Annotated in this window: 18 protein-coding genes; 9 read left to right on the top strand and 9 right to left on the bottom strand. The window is 39.2% G+C overall.

What is annotated here, in order from left to right:
• Positions 1–75 precede the first annotated feature (75 nt).
• The gene (locus PMEL_RS02835; protein WP_120173877.1) at positions 76–750 is read left to right on the top strand and encodes an MgtC/SapB family protein; all 675 of its coding nucleotides are present in this window, start codon (positions 76–78) and stop codon (positions 748–750) included.
• Between the two features lie 447 nt (positions 751–1197).
• Here PMEL_RS02835 and PMEL_RS02830 read toward each other — a convergent pair whose 3' ends face one another.
• Positions 1198–1719 (bottom strand): N-acetyltransferase, encoded by a 522-nt coding sequence (locus tag PMEL_RS02830; RefSeq protein WP_120173876.1) that lies wholly within the window; start codon positions 1717–1719, stop codon positions 1198–1200.
• Positions 1720–1936: 217 nt separating this feature from the next.
• Between PMEL_RS02830 and PMEL_RS02825 the strand changes: the two genes are divergently transcribed.
• The 4 genes from PMEL_RS02825 to PMEL_RS02810 all read left to right on the top strand — a co-directional run bounded on the left by PMEL_RS02825 (position 1937) and on the right by PMEL_RS02810 (position 6687).
• Positions 1937–3442 (top strand): glutamine synthetase family protein, encoded by a 1506-nt coding sequence (locus PMEL_RS02825; RefSeq protein WP_120173875.1) that lies wholly within the window; start codon positions 1937–1939, stop codon positions 3440–3442.
• Between the two features lie 221 nt (positions 3443–3663).
• Complete coding sequence (locus PMEL_RS02820) at positions 3664–4389, top strand: nitroreductase family protein (RefSeq protein ID WP_120173874.1); 726 nt, start codon at positions 3664–3666, stop codon at positions 4387–4389.
• A 168-nt stretch (positions 4390–4557) separates the two neighbouring features.
• The gene (locus PMEL_RS02815) at positions 4558–5817 is read left to right on the top strand and encodes a nucleotide sugar dehydrogenase (RefSeq protein ID WP_120173873.1); all 1260 of its coding nucleotides are present in this window, start codon (positions 4558–4560) and stop codon (positions 5815–5817) included.
• A 375-nt stretch (positions 5818–6192) separates the two neighbouring features.
• Entirely contained in the window at positions 6193–6687 is a 495-nt protein-coding gene (locus tag PMEL_RS02810; protein WP_120173872.1) for a hypothetical protein, read from the top strand.
• A 580-nt stretch (positions 6688–7267) separates the two neighbouring features.
• On the opposite strand, the gene PMEL_RS02805 is transcribed toward PMEL_RS02810, so the two are convergent.
• The 4 genes from PMEL_RS02805 to PMEL_RS02790 all read right to left on the bottom strand — a co-directional run bounded on the left by PMEL_RS02805 (position 7268) and on the right by PMEL_RS02790 (position 11121).
• On the bottom strand, positions 7268–7627 hold the full coding sequence (locus PMEL_RS02805) for a DUF2023 family protein (RefSeq protein ID WP_172586764.1): 360 nt from the start codon (positions 7625–7627) through the stop codon (positions 7268–7270).
• A 56-nt stretch (positions 7628–7683) separates the two neighbouring features.
• Positions 7684–8172, bottom strand: a complete 489-nt coding sequence (gene fldA / locus PMEL_RS02800; RefSeq protein ID WP_120173870.1) for a flavodoxin FldA — start codon at positions 8170–8172, stop codon at positions 7684–7686.
• Between the two features lie 130 nt (positions 8173–8302).
• Entirely contained in the window at positions 8303–10390 is a 2088-nt protein-coding gene (locus PMEL_RS02795) for a S8 family serine peptidase (RefSeq protein WP_120173869.1), read from the bottom strand.
• A 356-nt stretch (positions 10391–10746) separates the two neighbouring features.
• The gene (locus PMEL_RS02790) at positions 10747–11121 is read right to left on the bottom strand and encodes a hypothetical protein (RefSeq protein ID WP_120173868.1); all 375 of its coding nucleotides are present in this window, start codon (positions 11119–11121) and stop codon (positions 10747–10749) included.
• 335 nt (positions 11122–11456) lie between these two features.
• Here PMEL_RS02790 and PMEL_RS02785 point away from each other — a divergent pair, with 335 nt between their 5' ends.
• Together PMEL_RS02785 and aroC are read left to right on the top strand one after the other, a co-directional pair.
• Entirely contained in the window at positions 11457–12059 is a 603-nt protein-coding gene (locus tag PMEL_RS02785) for a peptidylprolyl isomerase (RefSeq protein WP_120173867.1), read from the top strand.
• A gap of 134 nt (positions 12060–12193) precedes the next feature.
• A complete protein-coding gene (gene aroC, locus PMEL_RS02780; protein WP_120173866.1) occupies positions 12194–13282 on the top strand; it encodes a chorismate synthase in 1089 nt (362 codons plus the stop codon).
• 193 nt (positions 13283–13475) lie between these two features.
• Here the strand turns inward: aroC and PMEL_RS02775 are convergent, their stop codons facing one another.
• Positions 13476–14024 carry an isochorismatase family protein gene (locus PMEL_RS02775; RefSeq protein ID WP_120173865.1) on the bottom strand — a complete coding sequence of 183 codons (549 nt, stop codon included), beginning with the start codon at positions 14022–14024 and terminating at the stop codon, positions 13476–13478.
• 185 nt (positions 14025–14209) lie between these two features.
• On the bottom strand, positions 14210–14920 hold the full coding sequence (locus PMEL_RS02770; protein ID WP_120173864.1) for a DUF421 domain-containing protein: 711 nt from the start codon (positions 14918–14920) through the stop codon (positions 14210–14212).
• Between the two features lie 309 nt (positions 14921–15229).
• On the opposite strand from PMEL_RS02770, the gene PMEL_RS02765 reads away from it, so the two are divergent.
• A complete protein-coding gene (locus PMEL_RS02765) occupies positions 15230–16096 on the top strand; it encodes a GYF domain-containing protein (protein ID WP_120173863.1) in 867 nt (288 codons plus the stop codon).
• A gap of 175 nt (positions 16097–16271) precedes the next feature.
• The gene (locus tag PMEL_RS02760) at positions 16272–16694 is read left to right on the top strand and encodes a hypothetical protein (RefSeq protein WP_120173862.1); all 423 of its coding nucleotides are present in this window, start codon (positions 16272–16274) and stop codon (positions 16692–16694) included.
• Between the two features lie 171 nt (positions 16695–16865).
• Here PMEL_RS02760 and PMEL_RS02755 read toward each other — a convergent pair whose 3' ends face one another.
• Positions 16866–17840, bottom strand: a complete 975-nt coding sequence (locus PMEL_RS02755) for an endonuclease/exonuclease/phosphatase family protein (protein ID WP_120173861.1) — start codon at positions 17838–17840, stop codon at positions 16866–16868.
• 177 nt (positions 17841–18017) lie between these two features.
• Entirely contained in the window at positions 18018–19082 is a 1065-nt protein-coding gene (locus tag PMEL_RS02750; protein WP_120174620.1) for a bifunctional 3-deoxy-7-phosphoheptulonate synthase/chorismate mutase type II, read from the bottom strand.
• Positions 19083–19595: the final 513 nt, after the last annotated feature.

Genomic DNA, 19595 nt, shown 5'->3' with positions numbered 1-19595 from the left:
AGAAAAGGCCGAGATGCGTGAAGTTTTTTGTATTTTTGCGACTACAATCTATTAATAACTTAATAAAGAAAAAACATGAATACGATAACATACGAATTTTTATTGAGACTTTTCGTTGCAGCAATTCTCGGTGGTGTAATTGGTTTGGAACGTGAATATCGTGCGAAGGAAGCAGGTTTCAGAACTCACTTTCTCGTTGCTTTAGGTAGCGGTCTGTTTATGATTCTATCACAATTTGGCTTTGACGATGTACTCGGACATTACGAACTGGTTTCACTCGACCCCAGCCGTATAGCCTCACAGGTAGTAACGGGTATTGGTTTCATTGGTGCAGGAACTATCATATTCCAAAAACATGTGGTACGCGGACTGACGACAGCGGCAGGTCTATGGGTCACATCGGCTATCGGTATGACGGCAGGTGCAGGAATGTATGTTCTATCTATTGCTACAACGGTCCTTGTCTTGCTCTGTTTGGAAGCACTTTATTTTATTCTCCTACACTTTGGCACACGCAATATAACAGTTACGTTCAGCACACCAAAAGAAGAAAATATCCAACTTGTTCTGCAGCGATTACGTGATAAGGAAATTATCATTGACTCCTACGAGATGAAGCGCAAAGACACGTCATCAGGCTATTACTACGTTGTAACGATGGAAATGAAGTTCAAGCGGAAGCGTTATAAGAACCACCTCCTCAACTTTATGGCTGAATTTGAAAACGTAACCGTCGAAACTATGGAGTAAATAGAAGCATCATAATAAGGGGCACACCTTTCACACAGCTGTAAACAAACTCTTAACACAGAAGTATGAAACGTGTGCCCTTATTGCTTCCTTACATTTTGATAAAGGCAAAGGATAAATTTAGAGTTTTATCAAGCATAACTTATTATACTCCTAAAGCATGCTTTTAAGCTATAGAAGAATAGCAATATAAGACTCGTATAACCAATTATATATGACCATTCCGACTACTAACTACAAATTATTTTCATGAAAAAAAATATTTTTGTTCATGAAGAAAATTATTTTTTTTCACGTAAATAAATTCTTCTTTTCACGAAAATAATTCGGACATAGAACTTAGGTCCATATAAAAGAGCCCACAATGAAGGATAAAAAGTTATACGATTAAAGACAAAATAAGCTCTTTATTATAAAATAAAAACAAGGTTATACGATGAAAAACAACTAAAAGACACGTTGATAAGCCTGTCGACTATCTCCATTCTCAACATAAATAATACCACAATAAACAAAACCTAACCGAGCCAAAGAGGTCTGCATTGGACGATTATCTGCATGAGTATCTATACGAATAGATGAGGTTAGTGCCGAACAATACTTGATAATATCAGCCATTACACCATGTACACCTTCCACAGAAGCCACACGATGAATGACATAATAAGGTTGATCATCAAGCCAACTACCATTATCAATATGGTGGTAATTAGGCTCTGGTCCCTCCTTAGCTACAAATGTTGCTATAGGTTTTCCACACTCATGAATTAGATAACAAACACCTTGTGTGATGTCACGCCTTATAGTACTCTCAGCAGGATAACTTGCTGACCATTGATTAGGATTACCTGCCTTAATCATCTTTGCTTTCCCTTGCTCAATAAGTCCCATCACAATAGATAAATCATCTATTGATGCTCTGCAGATAGTACGACCAGATGACGGATTGATTGTTTTCTCCTTTGTCATAAGAATGCTACTTTTGTTTTTCCTACGATGCAAAAATACAAAGAAAACCTAACATCAAGTTCTTGATATAAAAGAAAGTTGGACAAAACGAAAAATAATGAGTATCTCGCTGATAATGAGATGAAGAAAAAATGTACAAAAAATAATTGCGAATAAAGAAATTAATATGTATTTTTGTCATCATAATCAAATACTAATCTTATAAAAAACTACAACAATGGAGAATAACCTTTTTAAGCATTCAGCCAATAGACTGGAAGCACACTTGGGCAAAGATTCACATGAGTTTACAAAAGATGATATCAAGCAAGTTGTTAGTGACTTGAATATCAGAATGATCAACTTCATGTATCCTGCTGGTGACGGACGATTGAAGACACTAAACTTCATGCTTCACACACCCGACTACTTGGAAACAATACTTACAAGTGGCGAGCGCGTTGATGGTTCTTCGCTTTTCAGCTTTATTGCTGCAGCAAGTAGTGATCTCTACGTCATGCCACGTTTCTCTACAGCGTTTATCGATCCTTTCTCTGAGATTCCAACGCTCTGTATGCTCTGCTCTTTCTTCGACCGAGATGGAAATCCGTTAGCTTCGTCTCCAGAGTACACACTCCACAAGGCTATGGATGCCTTTAAGAAAGTGACAGGAATGGAGTTTCATGCCATGGGTGAGTTAGAATACTATGTTATCAGAGAGGACGAAGGAGTGTTCCCTGCAGACGACCAGCATGGATATCACGAGAGTTCTCCTTTCTCTAAGGGTAATGACTTCCGTATGCGCTCTATGCAGTTGATTGCTGAGTGTGGCGGAAAGATTAAGTATGGACATTCTGAAGTGGGTAATTTCATCGAGAATGGACGCTGTTATGAGCAGAACGAAATTGAGTTCCTGCCTGTTCCTGCAAATGAATGTGCAGAACAGTTACTCATTGCCAAATGGGTTATCCGTAGCTTAGGTTATGAAGAAGGACTCGATGTTACTTTCGCTCCAAAGATTACTGTGGGCAAAGCTGGTTCTGGTATGCACATCCACATGCGTATAATGAAAGATGGTAAAAACATGATGCTCGATGGAGGAAAGCTCTCTAAGGATGCGCGCCGTGCTATTGCAGGTATGATGGACTTAGCAGAAAGTATCACAGCCTTTGGCAATAAGAACCCAACCTCTTACTTCCGTCTTGTTCCGCATCAGGAAGCACCAACAAATGTATGCTGGGGTATGAGCAACCGTTCTGTACTTGTTCGCGTACCATTAGGTTGGACTTCTGGCGAAGATATGTGTCACAAAGCTAATGACATAGAGCCACTCACAGCACGTGACTACACAATCAAGCAGACCGTTGAGATGCGTTCCCCAGACGCTTCAGCTGATATCTATCAGCTTTTAGCTGGTCTTTGCGTAGCTTGTCGCCATGGATTTGAGATGGAGAATGCGGAGGCTGAGGCAGAAAGAACCTTTGCTGATGGTGATATCCACGATCCAAAGAATGCAGAACGCTATGCCACATTAGCTCAGTTACCTGACAGTTGTGCCGCTTCGGCTGACTGTTTAGAGCGTCAACGTAAGGTATATGAAGAGCATGGTGTCTTCTCTCCTGCTATGATTGATGGTATAATCAAACAGCTCCGTTCTTTCAACGACCGTACACTTCGCCAAGAGGTTGAGAGCAAGGAAATGATGATGGAGAAACTTGTTCGCCAATACTTCCACTGCGGATAAAGCAAAATATCATTTTAAAGTGTGACTAATAGTAGTCCAAATATAAAATCCCAGGCAACGAAAAGGTTGTCTGGGATTTTTCAAACATAAAAGTTTTACTTAGTTTTATATATCTAATCTCATACTTAACATATTATTACAAGACTATCATACAAACCTATCTGAAGAGAATTAATGGCATACACTTTGCTACTTTTAAATCTATTAAAGATTAAGAAATTATGAGTTTACAAGAAATATTAGACCATAGAAGGGCTGTTAGGCTTTTTGACTCTAACAAGCCACTTGATAGCACTGTTGTAAAGAAATGTATTGAGCAGGCAACCTTAGCCCCTACAAGTTCTAACTTACAACTTTGGGAGGCTTATCATGTAACTGACAAGAAGGTTTTAGAGAAATTGGCACCAGCATGCTTAGACCAGTTAACAGCGCGTTCTGCCCAACAGATAGTTGTGTTTGTAACCCGTCAAGACCTCTACAAGAAACATGCACAGGCGGCACTTGCATTTGAAAAGGAAAATATTAATAATTATAGTCCAACAGAGAAGAAGGAAAAGCGCATTAAAAAGTTAGAACTATATTATGCGAAAGTAATGCCGCTTCTCTATTCGCGTTGCTTTGGATTATGGGGACTTGTTCGTAAGGTCTTAGCACAAACAATTGGTCTTTTCCGCCCAATCATGCGCCAAGTGAGCGAAGGTGATATGCGAGTTAATGTACACAAAAGTTGTGCTTTGGCTGTTCAGACTTTTATGTTAGCTATGAGTGAGGCTGGCTATGACACCTGTCCACTTGAAGGTTTCGACAGTCTATTGGTAAAGAAGGCACTGAATCTACCTTACAATACAGAAATAAACATGGTTATTACCTGTGGGGTTCGTATGCCAAATGGTGTGTGGGGAGATCGTTATCGCCGTCCATTTGAGGAAACCTATCACTTGGTTTAGGCACTATCCTGTTAATTACCTTTACTGGGCTATGATCACTCTAAGTAATAGGGGGAACACATAGAAAAGCGAAAAAGAGATAAGAAAGAGTTTAGTAAGGATTTTGTCCTTATCCATTGTCTTATTCAAATAGAAATACGTATCTTTGCAAAGAATCTGAACAAGACAATGGATAAGGATATTAAAGACTTAAAGATAGCTGTAGCCGGAACTGGCTATGTAGGACTCAGCATTGCAACATTACTGAGTCAGCACCATCATGTAACGGCTGTTGACGTAGTAAAAGAAAAGGTTGACCTGATAAATAATAGACGTTCGCCTATTCAAGATGATTATATTGAGCAGTATTTGGCAGAGAAAGACTTAAAACTCACTGCTACTTTGGATGCAGAGACTGCTTATAGAGGTGCTGACTTTGTAGTCATCGCTACGCCAACAAATTACGATCCAGTGAAGAACTACTTTGATACACGTCGTGTTGAGGAAGTTATCGAAATCGTAATGAAGGTGAACCCAGAGGCTATCATGGTCATTAAGTCTACTATCCCTGTTGGCTACACAGAGAATATCAGAGCAAAATACAACTGCAATAATATTCTCTTTGCTCCAGAATTCTTACGCGAAAGTAAAGCACTTTACGACAATCTTTATCCAAGTCGTATTATCATTGGTCGTCCTGAAGGTGACGAACGCTTGGAACAAGCAGCCCAGTTATTTGCTCAGTTATTGCAAGAAGGAGCTATTGAAGAGAATATCCCTACCCTATTTATGGGATTAACAGAGGCAGAAGCAGTGAAGCTATTTGCGAATACTTATCTTGCCCTGCGCGTAAGTTATTTCAATGAGTTAGACACTTATGCAGAGGTAAAAGGGCTTGATACGTCTAATATCATTCAAGGTGTATGCCTTGACCCACGTATCGGCTCTTTTTATAACAATCCTTCTTTCGGTTATGGCGGCTATTGTTTGCCTAAGGACACTAAGCAGCTGCTTGCTAACTATGCCGATGTACCTGAAAATCTTATCCAAGCCATCGTTGAGAGCAATCGTACACGCAAGGACTTCATAGCTGACCAAGTATTGCACAAAGCTGGTTATTACAACTATTACGACCGTGGCGACTATAGCCCTGAAGATGAGAAAGAGTGCATCATCGGTGTCTATCGACTTACTATGAAATCTAATAGTGACAACTTCCGCCAAAGTTCAATTCAAGGAGTAATGAAACGAATTAAGGCAAAGGGTGCACAAGTCATCATCTATGAGCCTACGCTTGAAGATGGCGCAACCTTCTTCGGTAGCCTTGTTGTCAACAACCTTGCTGACTTCAAACAGCGTTGCCATGCCATCATTGCCAACCGATACGATAAGTGCCTTGATGATGTAAAAGAAAAAGTGTACACAAGAGATATATTTAGGAGGGATTAAAAAATATATAAAGAAAATGTATATAATATTTTAAAGAAACCAAACATTATATAATAAATTTTATTTACCTTTGCAGCCGAATATCAAGCAGATCTATGTGTAGATTTACGCTATAAAGATTTCACCTGAATTAAAGAGCGTTTGACCAACCCTCACCTGAAAATTCATCTATTCTGAATGATAGTAACTGCGCTTAACCAAGTCCTTTAAAGGAATGATTTTTCTGTATGCGTAGGGTAAAGAACTACTTTATTTTTAGTAATAGATAAACGAACAGACAAAGGGGATAAACGTCATTGCCCCCACGCTTCTCTATTTAACTTAATTTTCAAACTGCTTACTTTGGGGAGTCAAGTTTGCATAAAGAACAAAACTATGAAAAAGTTCTTATTTTCACTCATTATGAGTTTGATGTGTGTATCTGCTTTTGCGCAGAAAGAAGTTCAAGTAAAAGCAGGAACAATTATTCCTTTAAGAGCTACAAACACAGTAGCTGCTGCTGATGTGAAGGCTGGTGACAAAGTTTTATTTACAGTAGCACGTGATGTCAATATTGATGGCGTGACAGCTATCCCCTATGGAACTTCTGTCTCAGGAATAATTACATTAGCAAAGAAATCTTCTTGGTGGGGTACAAAAGGAAGACTAAGTCTTAATGTTACAGAATTGGTTATGCCAAATGGTACAGTTATTCCATTGGAAAATGGTATGGTACAAATTCAAGGTAAAAATAGAACAGCCTTGTCTGTTGTACTATTTACTTTTGTCGTATGGCCAGCATGCTTTATTTGTGGTTCAAAAGCTGAAATGCAAGCTGGATATGAAATACAAGCAAATGTTGCAGCAAATACAACATTAAAGGTAGAATAATAAAATAGTAAAAAAGAGGATGTGTCAAAATATAAATTTACAGTTTGACAAGTTTTAGAACTATTAGTAGGATTCTCCGAAAAGAAAAGACTATTTCTTTATTATAAAACGACTATTGAAATGGTCTTTTTTGATTGGTTTATTTCTGTTTATAATATTACTGAAAGATATTTGTATTTTTACACACCTACTTTTATTTAACCCTAATTGATTAGTAGACGATAATACTCATCATTTCTTCTTTGCATATTATTCCTAACTTCTTTCATTTATTTGTCGATCAAATTAGACAGCCTTAGTCACTAATAAACGACATGAGTTTAAAGTTACTGTCACTACTGTCAGCCTAACATATAACATAAACACTTTATAATATGCATATTACGAGAAATATTAAAAGTGACAGCAACTGAAAACAAAATTTGTTTAGCCTCTAATGACCAATCTGGGTTTAATATTTCAGCAAGTAAGAACCACATAAAAGATAAAAAGGCTTGTCTCCCGACAAACCTATTTATAATACAAAAACATTATGAAATAATTTATTTCGCGAACAAGATTATCATTTAATAATTATGGCTTATGTCGCACATTTACAAGTGCGACACTTGCGTTCGCAGTACCGCTCGCACTGCACGCGAATGTCATAACCCAACATTGCACCGAGGATAAAATCCTCTTCTGGTGACAATTGGTTGAGTGGTTTAGTTATCATCAGTCGGATAGCATCAAGGCACTCCTGTCGACCAAAGAACAGGTTCATACGGTCACGACCCACCGGCTGAATAATATAAGGGATATTCTGACGTTCAAGGCGTAGCGTAGCGAATGACTCATACTTCTTGTTACAAGTATACAAAACCATCTGTCGAACGCCCTTCTGAAACTCGTAGATGTGATTCATCAACACCTTCATGTCGGCGGTAATCATATCTGTCATCATAGTTATCCCTTTGTGTGAATAGTTATAATGTAAGCGCTAAGTTTCAATTTACCTTACAATGCAGGCTTAATAGCTGCCAACCATGCATCGATACGACCTTCTGTCTGATCGTCTTCATTTACATCGTCCAAAGCAAGACCTACGAACTGACCATCAACAACAGCCTCGCTGTCATCAAAAGTATAGCCATCTGTTGATACACCAGGAAGGATATTTGCGCCCTCTGCTGCATCATAAATCTCCTTCATTGCACTGCAGAAGGTATCTGAATAGCTCTCGCTATCACCGCAACCAAAGATAGCAACAGTCTTGCCAGAGAGGTCAGTACCCTTCAGTACGCTGATACCATCATACCAATCATCCTGTAACTCACCTGCACCCCATGTTGAAGAACCGAGGATAAGGTTATCATTCTCTGCTACAACATCTGCAGAGAAATCAGACACGTTAATAGCTTCAACGCCGAGTTTCTCAGCGATGGTATTTGCAATGCTTTCGCATGTACCGGTTGATGAACCGTAAACAACAATAGTCTTCTTCATATTTTGTTACTGATTTAATTTCTGATTTTATTAATCTTTACGGTTGCAAAGATACAATGAAAAACTATTACCTGCAATACCTAAAAATGATGGTTTGTGCAAAATACCTACTTTTAGGGAGTACTTAGTTTTACTTTATAAACTTCTTTCCATTTCTTATGTATATACCTTTAGGTAGATTTGTTTCAGAAATTCCTACATAACGACCATCTAAGAGGTAAATACGATTATCATTTTGCGTTGGCACCTTCTTTTGACCAATCGTATTAATACCTAAAGTCGTTCTACGTAAGACTTCTCTCAGACCTGCAGCAACATCAATCTGTCCATATCCATAAAGATTATTAGGATAACTAAGTGAAGTATCATAGCGGGTACAAGTCTTAGAGAATATCTCCAGACAATCAGCTGGTGTCAACGTTGGATCTGCTTGCAACCAAAGTGCTATCGCACCTGCTACAACTGGTGCAGACATGGATGTCCCTGCGTTAGCGTTCCATGCATAGGTACGACCATTATAATCAAAATGACGAACATCACTCTGTACAGAACCATTTACATTCGCTGGATTGTTGATAAAGAAAGTACTATAAGATGAAACGATATTCTGACCTGGTGCCATTACATCTGGCTTTATACGCCCGTCCAACGTTGGTCCCATAGCGGAGAATGGAGAACGTATACCATTCCGCCCGCTATCATATACTTTCTTTTCACCCAGATAATTGACAAACTGTGTACGATAGCTTGTTGAACCAACACATATCACATCAGGAGAACTGGAAGGGGAAAAGATTGTATATCTGCAATCACCCGCATCCAATACTGGGTCAAGTGTGTGTGGAAACATATAGCCCGACATACGATAAAGTTCTATATCAGCATCCCTACCTATAACTTGTAGTGAAACCTGTGGACTATCCCCTACTTTTGATGGACTACTCAGTTGAAAGTCATAAGCCGTCTCACTCGCATCGTAACTATTAGGATAAGCCAACACACGCCATATATACTTCTTTCCTCCTACTGATAAGGTATCAGTGAGAAGTGAGTCTTGAGCACTACAAATATTAACTGTTGAGACATCAACAATAGTTGGAGAAGTAGCATTCTCATATACACTAACACGGAAAGTAAAAGGCTGCTTAGACTTAGCCGTACAACTGAATCGCTTCTCACTACTCATGATAAATGCTCCAGCTCGCTCCTTCCCAAAACCTTTATGTATATACGAATTCCTTGCTCCATTGTTACCTGCAGAAGACACAATAATTCGTCCCGGTCCTACCAGTTTAGCAAGTAAATCATAATACAACTGGTCATCACCATGAAAGTCTTGTGAACTGCCCTCACTAAAATTGATAACACAAGGTTGATGCATACGTTCTGCGTAATCAAAAATATATTTGAAACCAAGTGCATCAGTAGCATAGGTGTACTTATAATAATCCTTTGGGGCAATCAAAGAAATATTATCAGCAGCATTATCTACCAAAACCAAATCAGCTTCACATGCCACACCTCGATAAGGAGAAATCACTCTGTTCCCTTCCGCCCCACTACCAGCTGCGATGCCAGCCGTATGCGTTCCATGTGTTTGTGTTTCACCATCAAAAGGATGACTCAACTGTAACAAGACATCTTTTCCCACGTAATCACGCCCCACATATAAATTTGAACCTATCGTATCACGCGACAACTGATCCCACATCGCTTTGATACGATAACGACTCATATCTCCCGAATAAAAGTTAGGATGTGTCAAATCAAACCCTATGTCTTGTACACCAACAACTACACCACGTCCAGTATAGGTTTGTGATAGTCCCTCACCCATATAAACAGCCTCAGCATTAACAACCAAACGAGTCGTATCCATCTGTACACTGCATCGCCTACCCGTTTCTATCCGCTTTACTTGTTTACCACAAGACAATGCCCCAAGTTTGTTAAGAGGGATAGCCGCAATACTAACATCTCCCACACGTGCCAGTTCTTTACAGCCATATTGTTTAAGCACTTCTGCTGAATTACCATCAATACGCACAAAAGCAGTCAGCAATCTATTGTCACTCTTACTACGAGTAAGCTGCTTATTGACCAGAGAAGAAGCCATTGCTTCACGCACAAAGGACGACATCTTCTCATATCGAGGACGCTGAGCATTCATGCTGAGAGAGATAAATATAAATAGTAGAAAGACTATTAAACGGTTCATTTCTTTATCGGCTAATTGCAATTAATGTATTATAAGGCGTATATTCTGCTACAAAGGAACAAAAAAAAACTGACTCTTGCAAGACATCTTAGTAATCAGCACCATTTGTGCTTACCGCCAGCACGACATGTGCGGAGCACTAACACAACATGTGCTAAGCAATAGTACGTAGATTAAAATTGATTAGTCGACTCTGTAGATGTCATTAATACGACAAGAAAAAACACTGACTTATACAAGAAACTTTCACCTGGCAGCAATAAAAACACACAAAAAAAGGCTACAAGTCAGAATCTGACTCATAGCCATCCAATAACATATATAAAACCTTTTCTACCTGAGAGTATCTTAAACTATTACTTGTTCAAACCACGGTTGTTCAGTGTAACGTTGAGAAGTTTTACATACTCACGATACTGACGGTCGTTCAAAACATAACGCATGTAAGAAAGATCCTTCTTAATAGCACTCTGTACCTTTGCCTCACGCTCTGAGCCATCAGCAACAGAAGCATTCATCATATCTGTAGCAAAAGTGCGATTAATATCCTCAACAATATCAACCTGATCATAATTAAGGTTCAGCGCGCGACTCAAAGCGTATGTGCTTAAATTAAACTTGTATGCATTTGCGTTTGTAGTTGTGTTGTTGTTATCGTTCTCGCCCGCTGCGAAAGCCATTGTCATACTCATTACCGCTGCTACTGTCAATACAATCTTCTTCATATTCATTATCCTTTCTTATTTATTTAAAGTCTTATTAAAAGACTAATCATTATCTTATATTCTGTAATTTATTTCCTTATTACGAGTGCAAAGATACAAGTTTATTCGCACACAATATAACTATTCAACACTTATCATTTATTTTTTAGTGTATTTTTGATACACATCAATACATTTGATTTATATCAGTAACAAAAGTAAAGTTTCAACACTGACTTATATAATAGCCCCTATATATTAGTACTACTAAAAGGAAAAAACAGTAACTAAGCAGATTTTATTCCGTTTAAAATCATTACCTTTGCAAATACGTATAATAAATATAGATTAATAAAATAACAATGGAGAATAATACACATCGACTCGTTGTAGTCAGCTACGAACTATACAGTATAGAAAATGGTGAGGAGCAATTCCTCGAAAAGACAGAGGATATGCAGCCCATGCAGCTCTATACAGGTTGCGACATGGCGTTACCAGCCTTTGAGGAGGAGATTGTTAAGTTTGAGAAAGATGCAGACTTTAAGTTCTCTCTCACAAAGGAGCAGGCTTATGGTGAGCATGATGACAATAGTGTTTTGGCACTCGACAAGTCTACCTTCTCTCCTAACGGAGTATTTGATGCAGAGAATATCTACAAAGATGCCGTCGTTCCTTTGCAGAATGAAAATGGTCAGCGTTTCTTAGGTAAGGTCTTGGAAGTATCAGATGATAAAGTAACCATCGACCTCAACCATCCTCTTGCTGGCAAGGACCTTGTGTTCTATGGTCATGTTTTCGAAAACCGCGAAGCAAGCGAAGAGGAAGTAAAGGACTTCTTTGAGCAGATGAATCAGCACCACTGTGGTGGTGGATGTGGCGGAGGCTGCGGTAGCGACAACGGAGGTGGCTGTGGTTGCGGAGGCCATGAGGAAGGTGAAGGAGGCTGCTGCGGCTGCCATTAAGAGTCACCCCATGCACTCTTCCGTTTGTTAATGACAAGAGAGAGTTAGCGCGAAAGAAGTGATTGGGTAAGACAAGCTACAGGCTTTTCAACTAATCATCACACTTCACGATAATCATTCATAGAAACTTTGATATGAATACATTCGGAAAACTCTTCACACTTACCACCTTCGGCGAAAGCCATGGAGCTGCCGTGGGTGGTATTGTTGATGGTATGCCTGCAGGCGTAACCATTGATATAGACTTCATTCAGCGTGAGCTGGCACGTCGTCGACCAGGACAAAGCCACATCACAACGGATAGAAAGGAAGCAGACCAAATAGAACTGCTGAGCGGTGTGTTTGAGGGAAAGTCAACAGGTGCGCCTATTGGCTTTCTTGTCCGCAATACCAATCAACATTCAAAGGACTATGATAATATCCGTGACTTATTCCGCCCTTCGCATGCTGATTATACTTATTATAGTAAGTATGGTATTCGTGACCATCGTGGAGGCGGTCGGTCATCGGCTCGCATTACTCTTTCACGTGTCGTAGCAGGTGCCTTAGCCAAACTTGTATTACGTCAGCAAGGTATCAGCATTTTAGCCTATACCTCACAAGTGGGTGACATTCAACTTGAAAGAGATTATCATAAATATGATTTAACTCTTATTGAGTCCAATCCTGTTCGCTGTCCTGACCCTTTAAAGGCAAAGGAGATGGAGAATCTGATAGCACAGGTAAAGCACGAAGGAGACACCATCGGCGGTGTTATTTCTTGTGTTATCAAAGGCTGTCCAGTGGGCTTAGGCGAACCAGAATTTGGAAAACTTCATGCACAATTAGGTGCTGCTATGCTTAGTATCAATGCTGTAAAGGGTTTTGAATATGGCGAAGGCTTTGCTGGTTCTTCATGGAGAGGTAGCCAACAGAATGATACCTTCCTACCTGCTGGTGATAGTATGCAATATCCAATATGCAATGTAGAAACTAACCATAGCGGTGGTATACAAGGTGGTATCAGTAACGGAGAGGATATTTACTTCCGTGTTGCATTCAAGCCTGTCGCAACCCTGCTTATGGAACAGCAGACAGTAAACATGGAGGGTGAAGTAACAACGATGGATGTACGTGGCCGACATGATCCTTGTGTCTTACCTCGTGCCGTCCCTATTGTTGAGGCTATGGCTGCAATGACAATACTCGACGCATTGCTGATAAGTAAGACTAACAGACTTTAGACAATTATCTTTCGTCAGGACTTACTCCCCACAGCAGTTAAAAAACAATATATTAGAAGGAGTTAAATCCTATCTTCTCACGCTAACATTCTATAGATAGTAGCGGAGACAGACATGGACTTAACTCCTTCTAATTTGTTTTAGCTCTATTCCCATTTAAGAAAACAGAACTAACCAATCTTCTTCTCGTTTGTTATAGGCTTGCAATAAAAGCACTTAAAGCCGTTCCACCATCCAAAGAAGGCGAATAATCTTCAAGTACATTAAGCTTTGTACTGCCAATAACATCCTTTAAATCCTTTGCAGTATTTAGAACGCATATATCTCCAGCCAAGCCACAAACATCTATTTGTTCTATCTTCAAAGCCTTAATCAACTGGCTGAGAACATCCGCAGAAGATTCATTTTGCATGATAGAATACTCATCCTTTTCTATGCTATCACCCTTATATAATAAGGTAAAGCCGCCCTTTGATTCATTAAGAGCAACCAATAATGATTCCCAAATAGCTGCACCAACAGAATGCTGCACACAATGGCGTGGCCACACTCCACCCTCATCAGCAAACGAACTATGATGATAAGGATGCCAATCTGCTGTAACTATCTTTACAGTATATTCATTACCATGTTCTTTTACATACGTTGCCAGCGCATCCATTGCTTCTGCTGCACCTGCTACAGGAAGTGTTCCTGTAATAAAGTCGATTTGTGGATCGACTATTAACAATAGCTTTTTCATATTTTATTGTCCCTTTAAATACTAAGAACTAATAGTTTCATTCTCTATAGCATAAAGCTAACAGAGTTTATATAGTAGCTTTATACTATTAACGTTAATAAGTAATAGATATTTTCCGAACCCTTCAAAAACAACATAAAAATAGTGACACATAAACCATGTATCACCATCTAATATTTGAATATTTATACTTGTGCGTTATCCAACTCGATCTCGTCGGCTCCTACCTCTACAACACCACGCTTAACATGACCATCGTAAGTAACGAAGTAAATACCCTTACCTGGTGTCCACTCCATACAGAAGAGTTCTCCAGGACTATTAAACCCATTCTTCTTGATAACGCGTAATACCCATGCCTGTGAACGACCACTCTGCATAAGACCACTTGCTACGAACTCACCATTATTTACCAATAAAAAAGACTCTGATGTCTTGCCTGTTGGAAGGACTGTCACCGCACCATTTACTTCAAACAAAACATCCTCAACTTCAAACATTGAGAAGATTCCTTTCTGCCTTAAAAGCAAACGAAACTGCTCCATTTCAAGACTATTACGCTTAAAATTCTTAAAGTTAATAACGCCATTCTTCACAAGAAAAACACTCTCTCCTTTGATAATATGACGTAGACGAGCAGAACGCATAGCAAAACGAACAAGCATATTAAAGCCCGTCCACACTGCCAAAGCAAAGAGAATATGCCACATAGACATATCAGGATTATACAAGACACCACCGACTAATGCACCAATCACAAAGGCACTCACGGTATCAAGTGGCGTAAGCTGTGCCATTTGGGCTTTTCCTGTAATACGCAGAAAAGCCAAGATACCAATCATACCCGTAACAAGTTTCAAGGTAATGCCTACATAAGGCTGAATAAATTCAATCATTTCTTGTTGTTTTAAGGCGTAATTATAAATTCATTTTTTATTCTTTTTGATGCTACAAAAATACGTCTTTTATACTTAACTCGCAAATAACATGACTAAAAATACACTACGAAACAATTAATTCTATTTACAGAAAGCCTATAAACAAGTCTTATATAGCTATAAAGCCACTTGTAGAATTAAAAAAGAAAGCAACTCCTTTGCCAGTTCAGAAATAATATATAACTTCGCACCGAACAAATTGGTAGAGTGATTAATAGATGCCTAAATAAGAGGATTCTTCCCCTTTACCATAAAATAAAGACAAAAATGGAATACTATATCAAGATTAACGAAGAAAAGAGAGGTCCTTATAGCCTCAACGAATTAGCTGAACGTAAGTTGGATGAAACGTCATTGGTTATGCCAACAGATGGTGTAGAATGGATCCCTGCCAACCAGATAGAGGAACTTCGCACACTCTTTGATAGCAAAGATTCAACTGATAATCCTGTTAAAACAGAAGACATACCTTTTGTTGAAGCCAGACCAATCATACAAGCTGCACCACAAGAAGCAACCCAGCAGGCGCAGCCAGCACCTAAGAAGAAAAGCCATACTGGCTGCCTTATCGGTATTCTGCTCACACTCGTAGTCTTGGTTGCAGTAATGGTTGTTACTTGTCCTAAGACGGAACAACACAAGGAAGTTCTCTCTACCGTTATCACCACTACTGTGAACGATGCTGTAAATGACAACGATAATCTTACAGGCAACACTTTCATCGACAACGCTTTCAAAACAGTCAGCAATGCCTTTGCAGGTAAGGTTATTGAGACTGCAGTTGATAATCTCGTCACAGTCGACAACTATGTTGTGTGCTCATTGGGTAAGGTACACTATGATGGCAAAGATCATATCGTATCTTTAGGTGTCTTCGGGCATATCTTTACTGTAGATGAAGATGACCTTCAAGAAGCTGCAGAACAGTATTACAAGAAAGAAGAAATCAACATGAAGGAACAACTTAAGAAGAAAGCACAGAAGATGTTACAGGAAAACATCATTGCACCTGCAACCTCAGCCATCGAAGGACTATTGGGAAGTGCTATGGATGGTCTTCTGGATGAAATCGGTTTAGACAATCAACCCTCAAGACATAGTAAGAAAAAGACAGTGGAAGCTGATTCTATCTAAGTAAATATTAGGCTTTCAGATAACAAGAGAACTGACTTATAGATGGATAATAATGCAAAAGATAGTTGTTAAAAAACAATATTTCTACATAAAAGGAAAGGTTTTACATATTATCTTTTGCATGTAAACAATATTTTATATACATTTGCACAATTAATTTAAATAGAATACAAGTATGAAGAAATTATTTTTTTTAGCGTTAATAACGTTGTCTTTTGTATCTTGTGCCTCTTCTCTTAATAATGAAAAGATTGACACTCTGAAAGAGCAGCAGAAGGTGCTTAAGATGACTACTGAGTTGAACAAACTACAGTTAGATTACGAGAAAGAGAAGGCAAACAATGTCGAACTCAGTAAGAAAGCTGCTGACATCAATGTTGAAGCAAATATAGCAACAACAGAATTCAGCACAACCAACGCATCAAGCACTGTTAAGGATGCAAAGACCACTATCAAGCGTCTGAAGGAAGCTAAGTCTATCAACAAGAAGTTGGCTAAGAGTCAGAAGACCTTAAGCAAGATGGAAAGAAAGATTGCTAAGCTTCAGGCAAAGATTGATGACTGTAACAAACGCATCAAGTTTGTTAATAACCAATAGTCGAAGACTGCACTAATTCATAAATTTAAACACTACCTTTCCTATCGAGAAGGGTAGTGTTTTCTTTTTTTATTCACGAAGATAAATATTTATTTTCATGAAAGTAAATGTTTATTTTCATGAAGAAAAATATTTTTTTTCATGAAAATAATACGGGAAGAAGTGCAAATATCAATGCTGGAGACGCAGAACAAGTGGAAGATGGTCGCTAAATCCATTATTAAAACGCATACCATTATAATTGCGGCGGGGCTTTACTCCGCCGTATTTTGTATCTTCTTCTAACAGAAATCGAGCATCATTAATACGGCAGTCTATCACCCATGAACGTAGATTTTCACTTACAAGAATCTGATCCAGACTTCCCCATTCTCCATGATAGCGATAAGTTCCCTTTGCTCCATTACACCCATGTGCTTCCGCAGACACATTTATCAATCCATGTTCGTACGCAAGTTGTAGTGAAGGACTATCTGCATAATCATTAAAGTCACCCATCACCAACAATTTAGGTTCAACATACTGCCTACGAAGAGAATCTATTACATTACACAACTGTTCCATCACGTGCTTTCTAAAAGGACGAGAATAAAGTTCACCACCCATTCGACTTGGTGCATGAAGTAGGAAGACGTGTAGCGTATCACCGCTTTCTATTTCACCTTCTACATATAGAATATCTCGAGTTGGGCGCATTTCCTTCATGGGTATGACACGTATCGTATCGGCTTTTATCAATCGGAAGGAAAAAGGGGAATATAACAACGCCACATCAATACCACGCGCATCATTCGAAACTGTCATCACATATTCATAACGAGCCTTATGCAACAAAGATCGACGAGTAAGGTCAAAGAGCACACTATCGTTCTCTACCTCGCATAAACCTACAATATCAGGTAGCGTCCAACCGCTACTATCTTCGCCACAAGCAATGATTGTCTGTCCTATTCTATTCAGTTTCTGCCAATACTTCGTACGTGTCCAATGGCGAGGAGAGTCTGGTAAGAACTCATAATCATTCTTCAAAGTATCGTGTCGAGTATCAAACAAGTTCTCGGTATTGAGTTCAACAATCGTCAAACGAGTTTGAGCTTCAGATAAAAAAGAACTCAACAAGAACAAAAAGGTTAACAAGATACGCATAAGTTTCAGGTTTATAGATAAGTAAGTTATTATTTCTTTATCTCAATCTCTCGTGCCACATGATTACATATTTTAGCCTAATACGCCTCATGTCAGCTGTATCCTTTTCATCAATATCTACATAAAACCATAATAACCTCCTTCATCACTATTCATCTACACTCACCACCTATCACCCTACTTATTCACAACCTCCAACTGCTGACGTACACTCTCCTCATGTATTAATTCAAATACCTGAGCAGCAAAGTTGGCATCCATACCGCATAGGCTTGCTTGTGCGCCACGCTTTTCGAGGATTTCACCATATCTACCAGCTTGAAGAATGGTCATATTATGCTCTTTTTTAAAGGCTCCTATCTCACGACAAATGCGGAAACGCTTGGCAAGAAGTCCCATTAAGGAGTTATCAAGCTCGTCTATTTGGGCACGAAGAAATCTTAATCCTTCAGTTGTAGAGCTGTGATCGCGTACTACCAAAAGCGAAAGAATATAATCAAGGATATCAGGAGTTACCTGCTGTTCTGCATCGCTCCACGCCTTCTCTGGCGTACAATGGCTCTCAACGATCAACCCATCAAAGCCTAAGTCCATAGCCTGCTGACATAGTGGTGCTATCAAATCGCGACGACCACCGATATGACTTGGGTCACAGATGATAGGAAGTCCTGGTATTCTTCTCCGCAACTCAATAGGAATCTGCCACATAGGAGCATTTCGATAGATTTTCTTATCATAGCTTGAGAAACCACGATGAATAACTCCTAAACGTTTCAAGCCTGCCTGATTAAGACGTTGAAGTGCACCAATCCACAGCTCAAGGTCAGGATTCACAGGGTTCTTTACCAACACTGGGATATCTATTCCTTGCAAAGCATCAGCCAAAGCCTGCATAGCAAAAGGGTTAGCAGATGTTCTTGCACCTACCCAAAGAATGTCCATACCATATTTCAGAGCTAATTCAACATGCTCTGGCGTCGCCACCTCGGTCGAAATCATCATGCCTGTCTCTTCCTTTACACGCTGCATCCATGGTAAAGCCATCTCTCCATTGCCCTCAAAACCACCTGGTTTCGTACGCGGTTTCCATACGCCTGCACGAAAGATATGGCACCCCTTGGCTGCAAGACTATGTGCCGTAGACATCACCTGTTCTTCTGTTTCTGCCGAACAAGGCCCTGCAATGACTAATGGACGTTCCTTGTCGCTCGGAAGTCGCAATGGCTCTAATTCTAACTCCATCATCATATATCTTATATTCCTTATTTACTTAATTGTTCCCCAAAGGTAATACAAATCATGCATAAAACCTTATTTTACCATTCTAAAGATACAATTTGATTGCATGCTTTCATCATCAACTACTCTTTTAGACGTAGAAAAATACGCACATAACGGACGACCATACGTCTCTCTACAACATACTTCAAGGCATTAAACGCTCATCACACCTTGTGCTTGCCCTCAACACCATTGGTGCTTACCAACAGCACAATATGTGCGGGGCATCAATACCATTATAGAAAATGGTAAAAAAGAGTCAATATAGACATGTATAAAACACTAAAAAACACTTATAACCAGCTTCTGTGACCAGTGTCTATCACTAAAACACATTATTCCTTTCTATTAAAATAAGGAAATTCTGAGTAACATATCATCTTTTTTATTATCTTTGCATAAGATAGGCTGCACTCGGCAATATAAAAGTAAACTTTCATTGCACTCGCTGGTACTATCTTTGCATAAACATAT

Origin of the sequence: Prevotella melaninogenica, assembly GCF_003609775.1 — a bacterium.
GTDB lineage: Bacteria > Bacteroidota > Bacteroidia > Bacteroidales > Bacteroidaceae > Prevotella > Prevotella melaninogenica_A.
This window is presented reverse-complemented; position numbering and strand designations above follow the sequence as displayed.

Excerpts from the sequence above, each read along its gene's own strand:
- PMEL_RS02835 (WP_120173877.1), top strand. The coding sequence starts at position 76 with ATGAATACGATAACATACGAATTTTTATTGAGACTTTTCGTTGCAGCA.
- PMEL_RS02830 (WP_120173876.1), bottom strand. The coding sequence starts at position 1,719 with ATGACAAAGGAGAAAACAATCAATCCGTCATCTGGTCGTACTATCTGC.
- PMEL_RS02825 (WP_120173875.1), top strand. The coding sequence starts at position 1,937 with ATGGAGAATAACCTTTTTAAGCATTCAGCCAATAGACTGGAAGCACAC.
- PMEL_RS02820 (WP_120173874.1), top strand. The coding sequence starts at position 3,664 with ATGAGTTTACAAGAAATATTAGACCATAGAAGGGCTGTTAGGCTTTTT.
- PMEL_RS02815 (WP_120173873.1), top strand. The coding sequence starts at position 4,558 with ATGGATAAGGATATTAAAGACTTAAAGATAGCTGTAGCCGGAACTGGC.
- PMEL_RS02810 (WP_120173872.1), top strand. The coding sequence starts at position 6,193 with ATGAAAAAGTTCTTATTTTCACTCATTATGAGTTTGATGTGTGTATCT.
- PMEL_RS02805 (WP_172586764.1), bottom strand. The coding sequence starts at position 7,627 with ATGACAGATATGATTACCGCCGACATGAAGGTGTTGATGAATCACATC.
- fldA (WP_120173870.1), bottom strand. The coding sequence starts at position 8,172 with ATGAAGAAGACTATTGTTGTTTACGGTTCATCAACCGGTACATGCGAA.
- PMEL_RS02795 (WP_120173869.1), bottom strand. The coding sequence starts at position 10,390 with ATGAACCGTTTAATAGTCTTTCTACTATTTATATTTATCTCTCTCAGC.
- PMEL_RS02790 (WP_120173868.1), bottom strand. The coding sequence starts at position 11,121 with ATGAATATGAAGAAGATTGTATTGACAGTAGCAGCGGTAATGAGTATG.
- PMEL_RS02785 (WP_120173867.1), top strand. The coding sequence starts at position 11,457 with ATGGAGAATAATACACATCGACTCGTTGTAGTCAGCTACGAACTATAC.
- aroC (WP_120173866.1), top strand. The coding sequence starts at position 12,194 with ATGAATACATTCGGAAAACTCTTCACACTTACCACCTTCGGCGAAAGC.
- PMEL_RS02775 (WP_120173865.1), bottom strand. The coding sequence starts at position 14,024 with ATGAAAAAGCTATTGTTAATAGTCGATCCACAAATCGACTTTATTACA.
- PMEL_RS02770 (WP_120173864.1), bottom strand. The coding sequence starts at position 14,920 with ATGATTGAATTTATTCAGCCTTATGTAGGCATTACCTTGAAACTTGTT.
- PMEL_RS02765 (WP_120173863.1), top strand. The coding sequence starts at position 15,230 with ATGGAATACTATATCAAGATTAACGAAGAAAAGAGAGGTCCTTATAGC.
- PMEL_RS02760 (WP_120173862.1), top strand. The coding sequence starts at position 16,272 with ATGAAGAAATTATTTTTTTTAGCGTTAATAACGTTGTCTTTTGTATCT.
- PMEL_RS02755 (WP_120173861.1), bottom strand. The coding sequence starts at position 17,840 with ATGCGTATCTTGTTAACCTTTTTGTTCTTGTTGAGTTCTTTTTTATCT.
- PMEL_RS02750 (WP_120174620.1), bottom strand. The coding sequence starts at position 19,082 with ATGGAGTTAGAATTAGAGCCATTGCGACTTCCGAGCGACAAGGAACGT.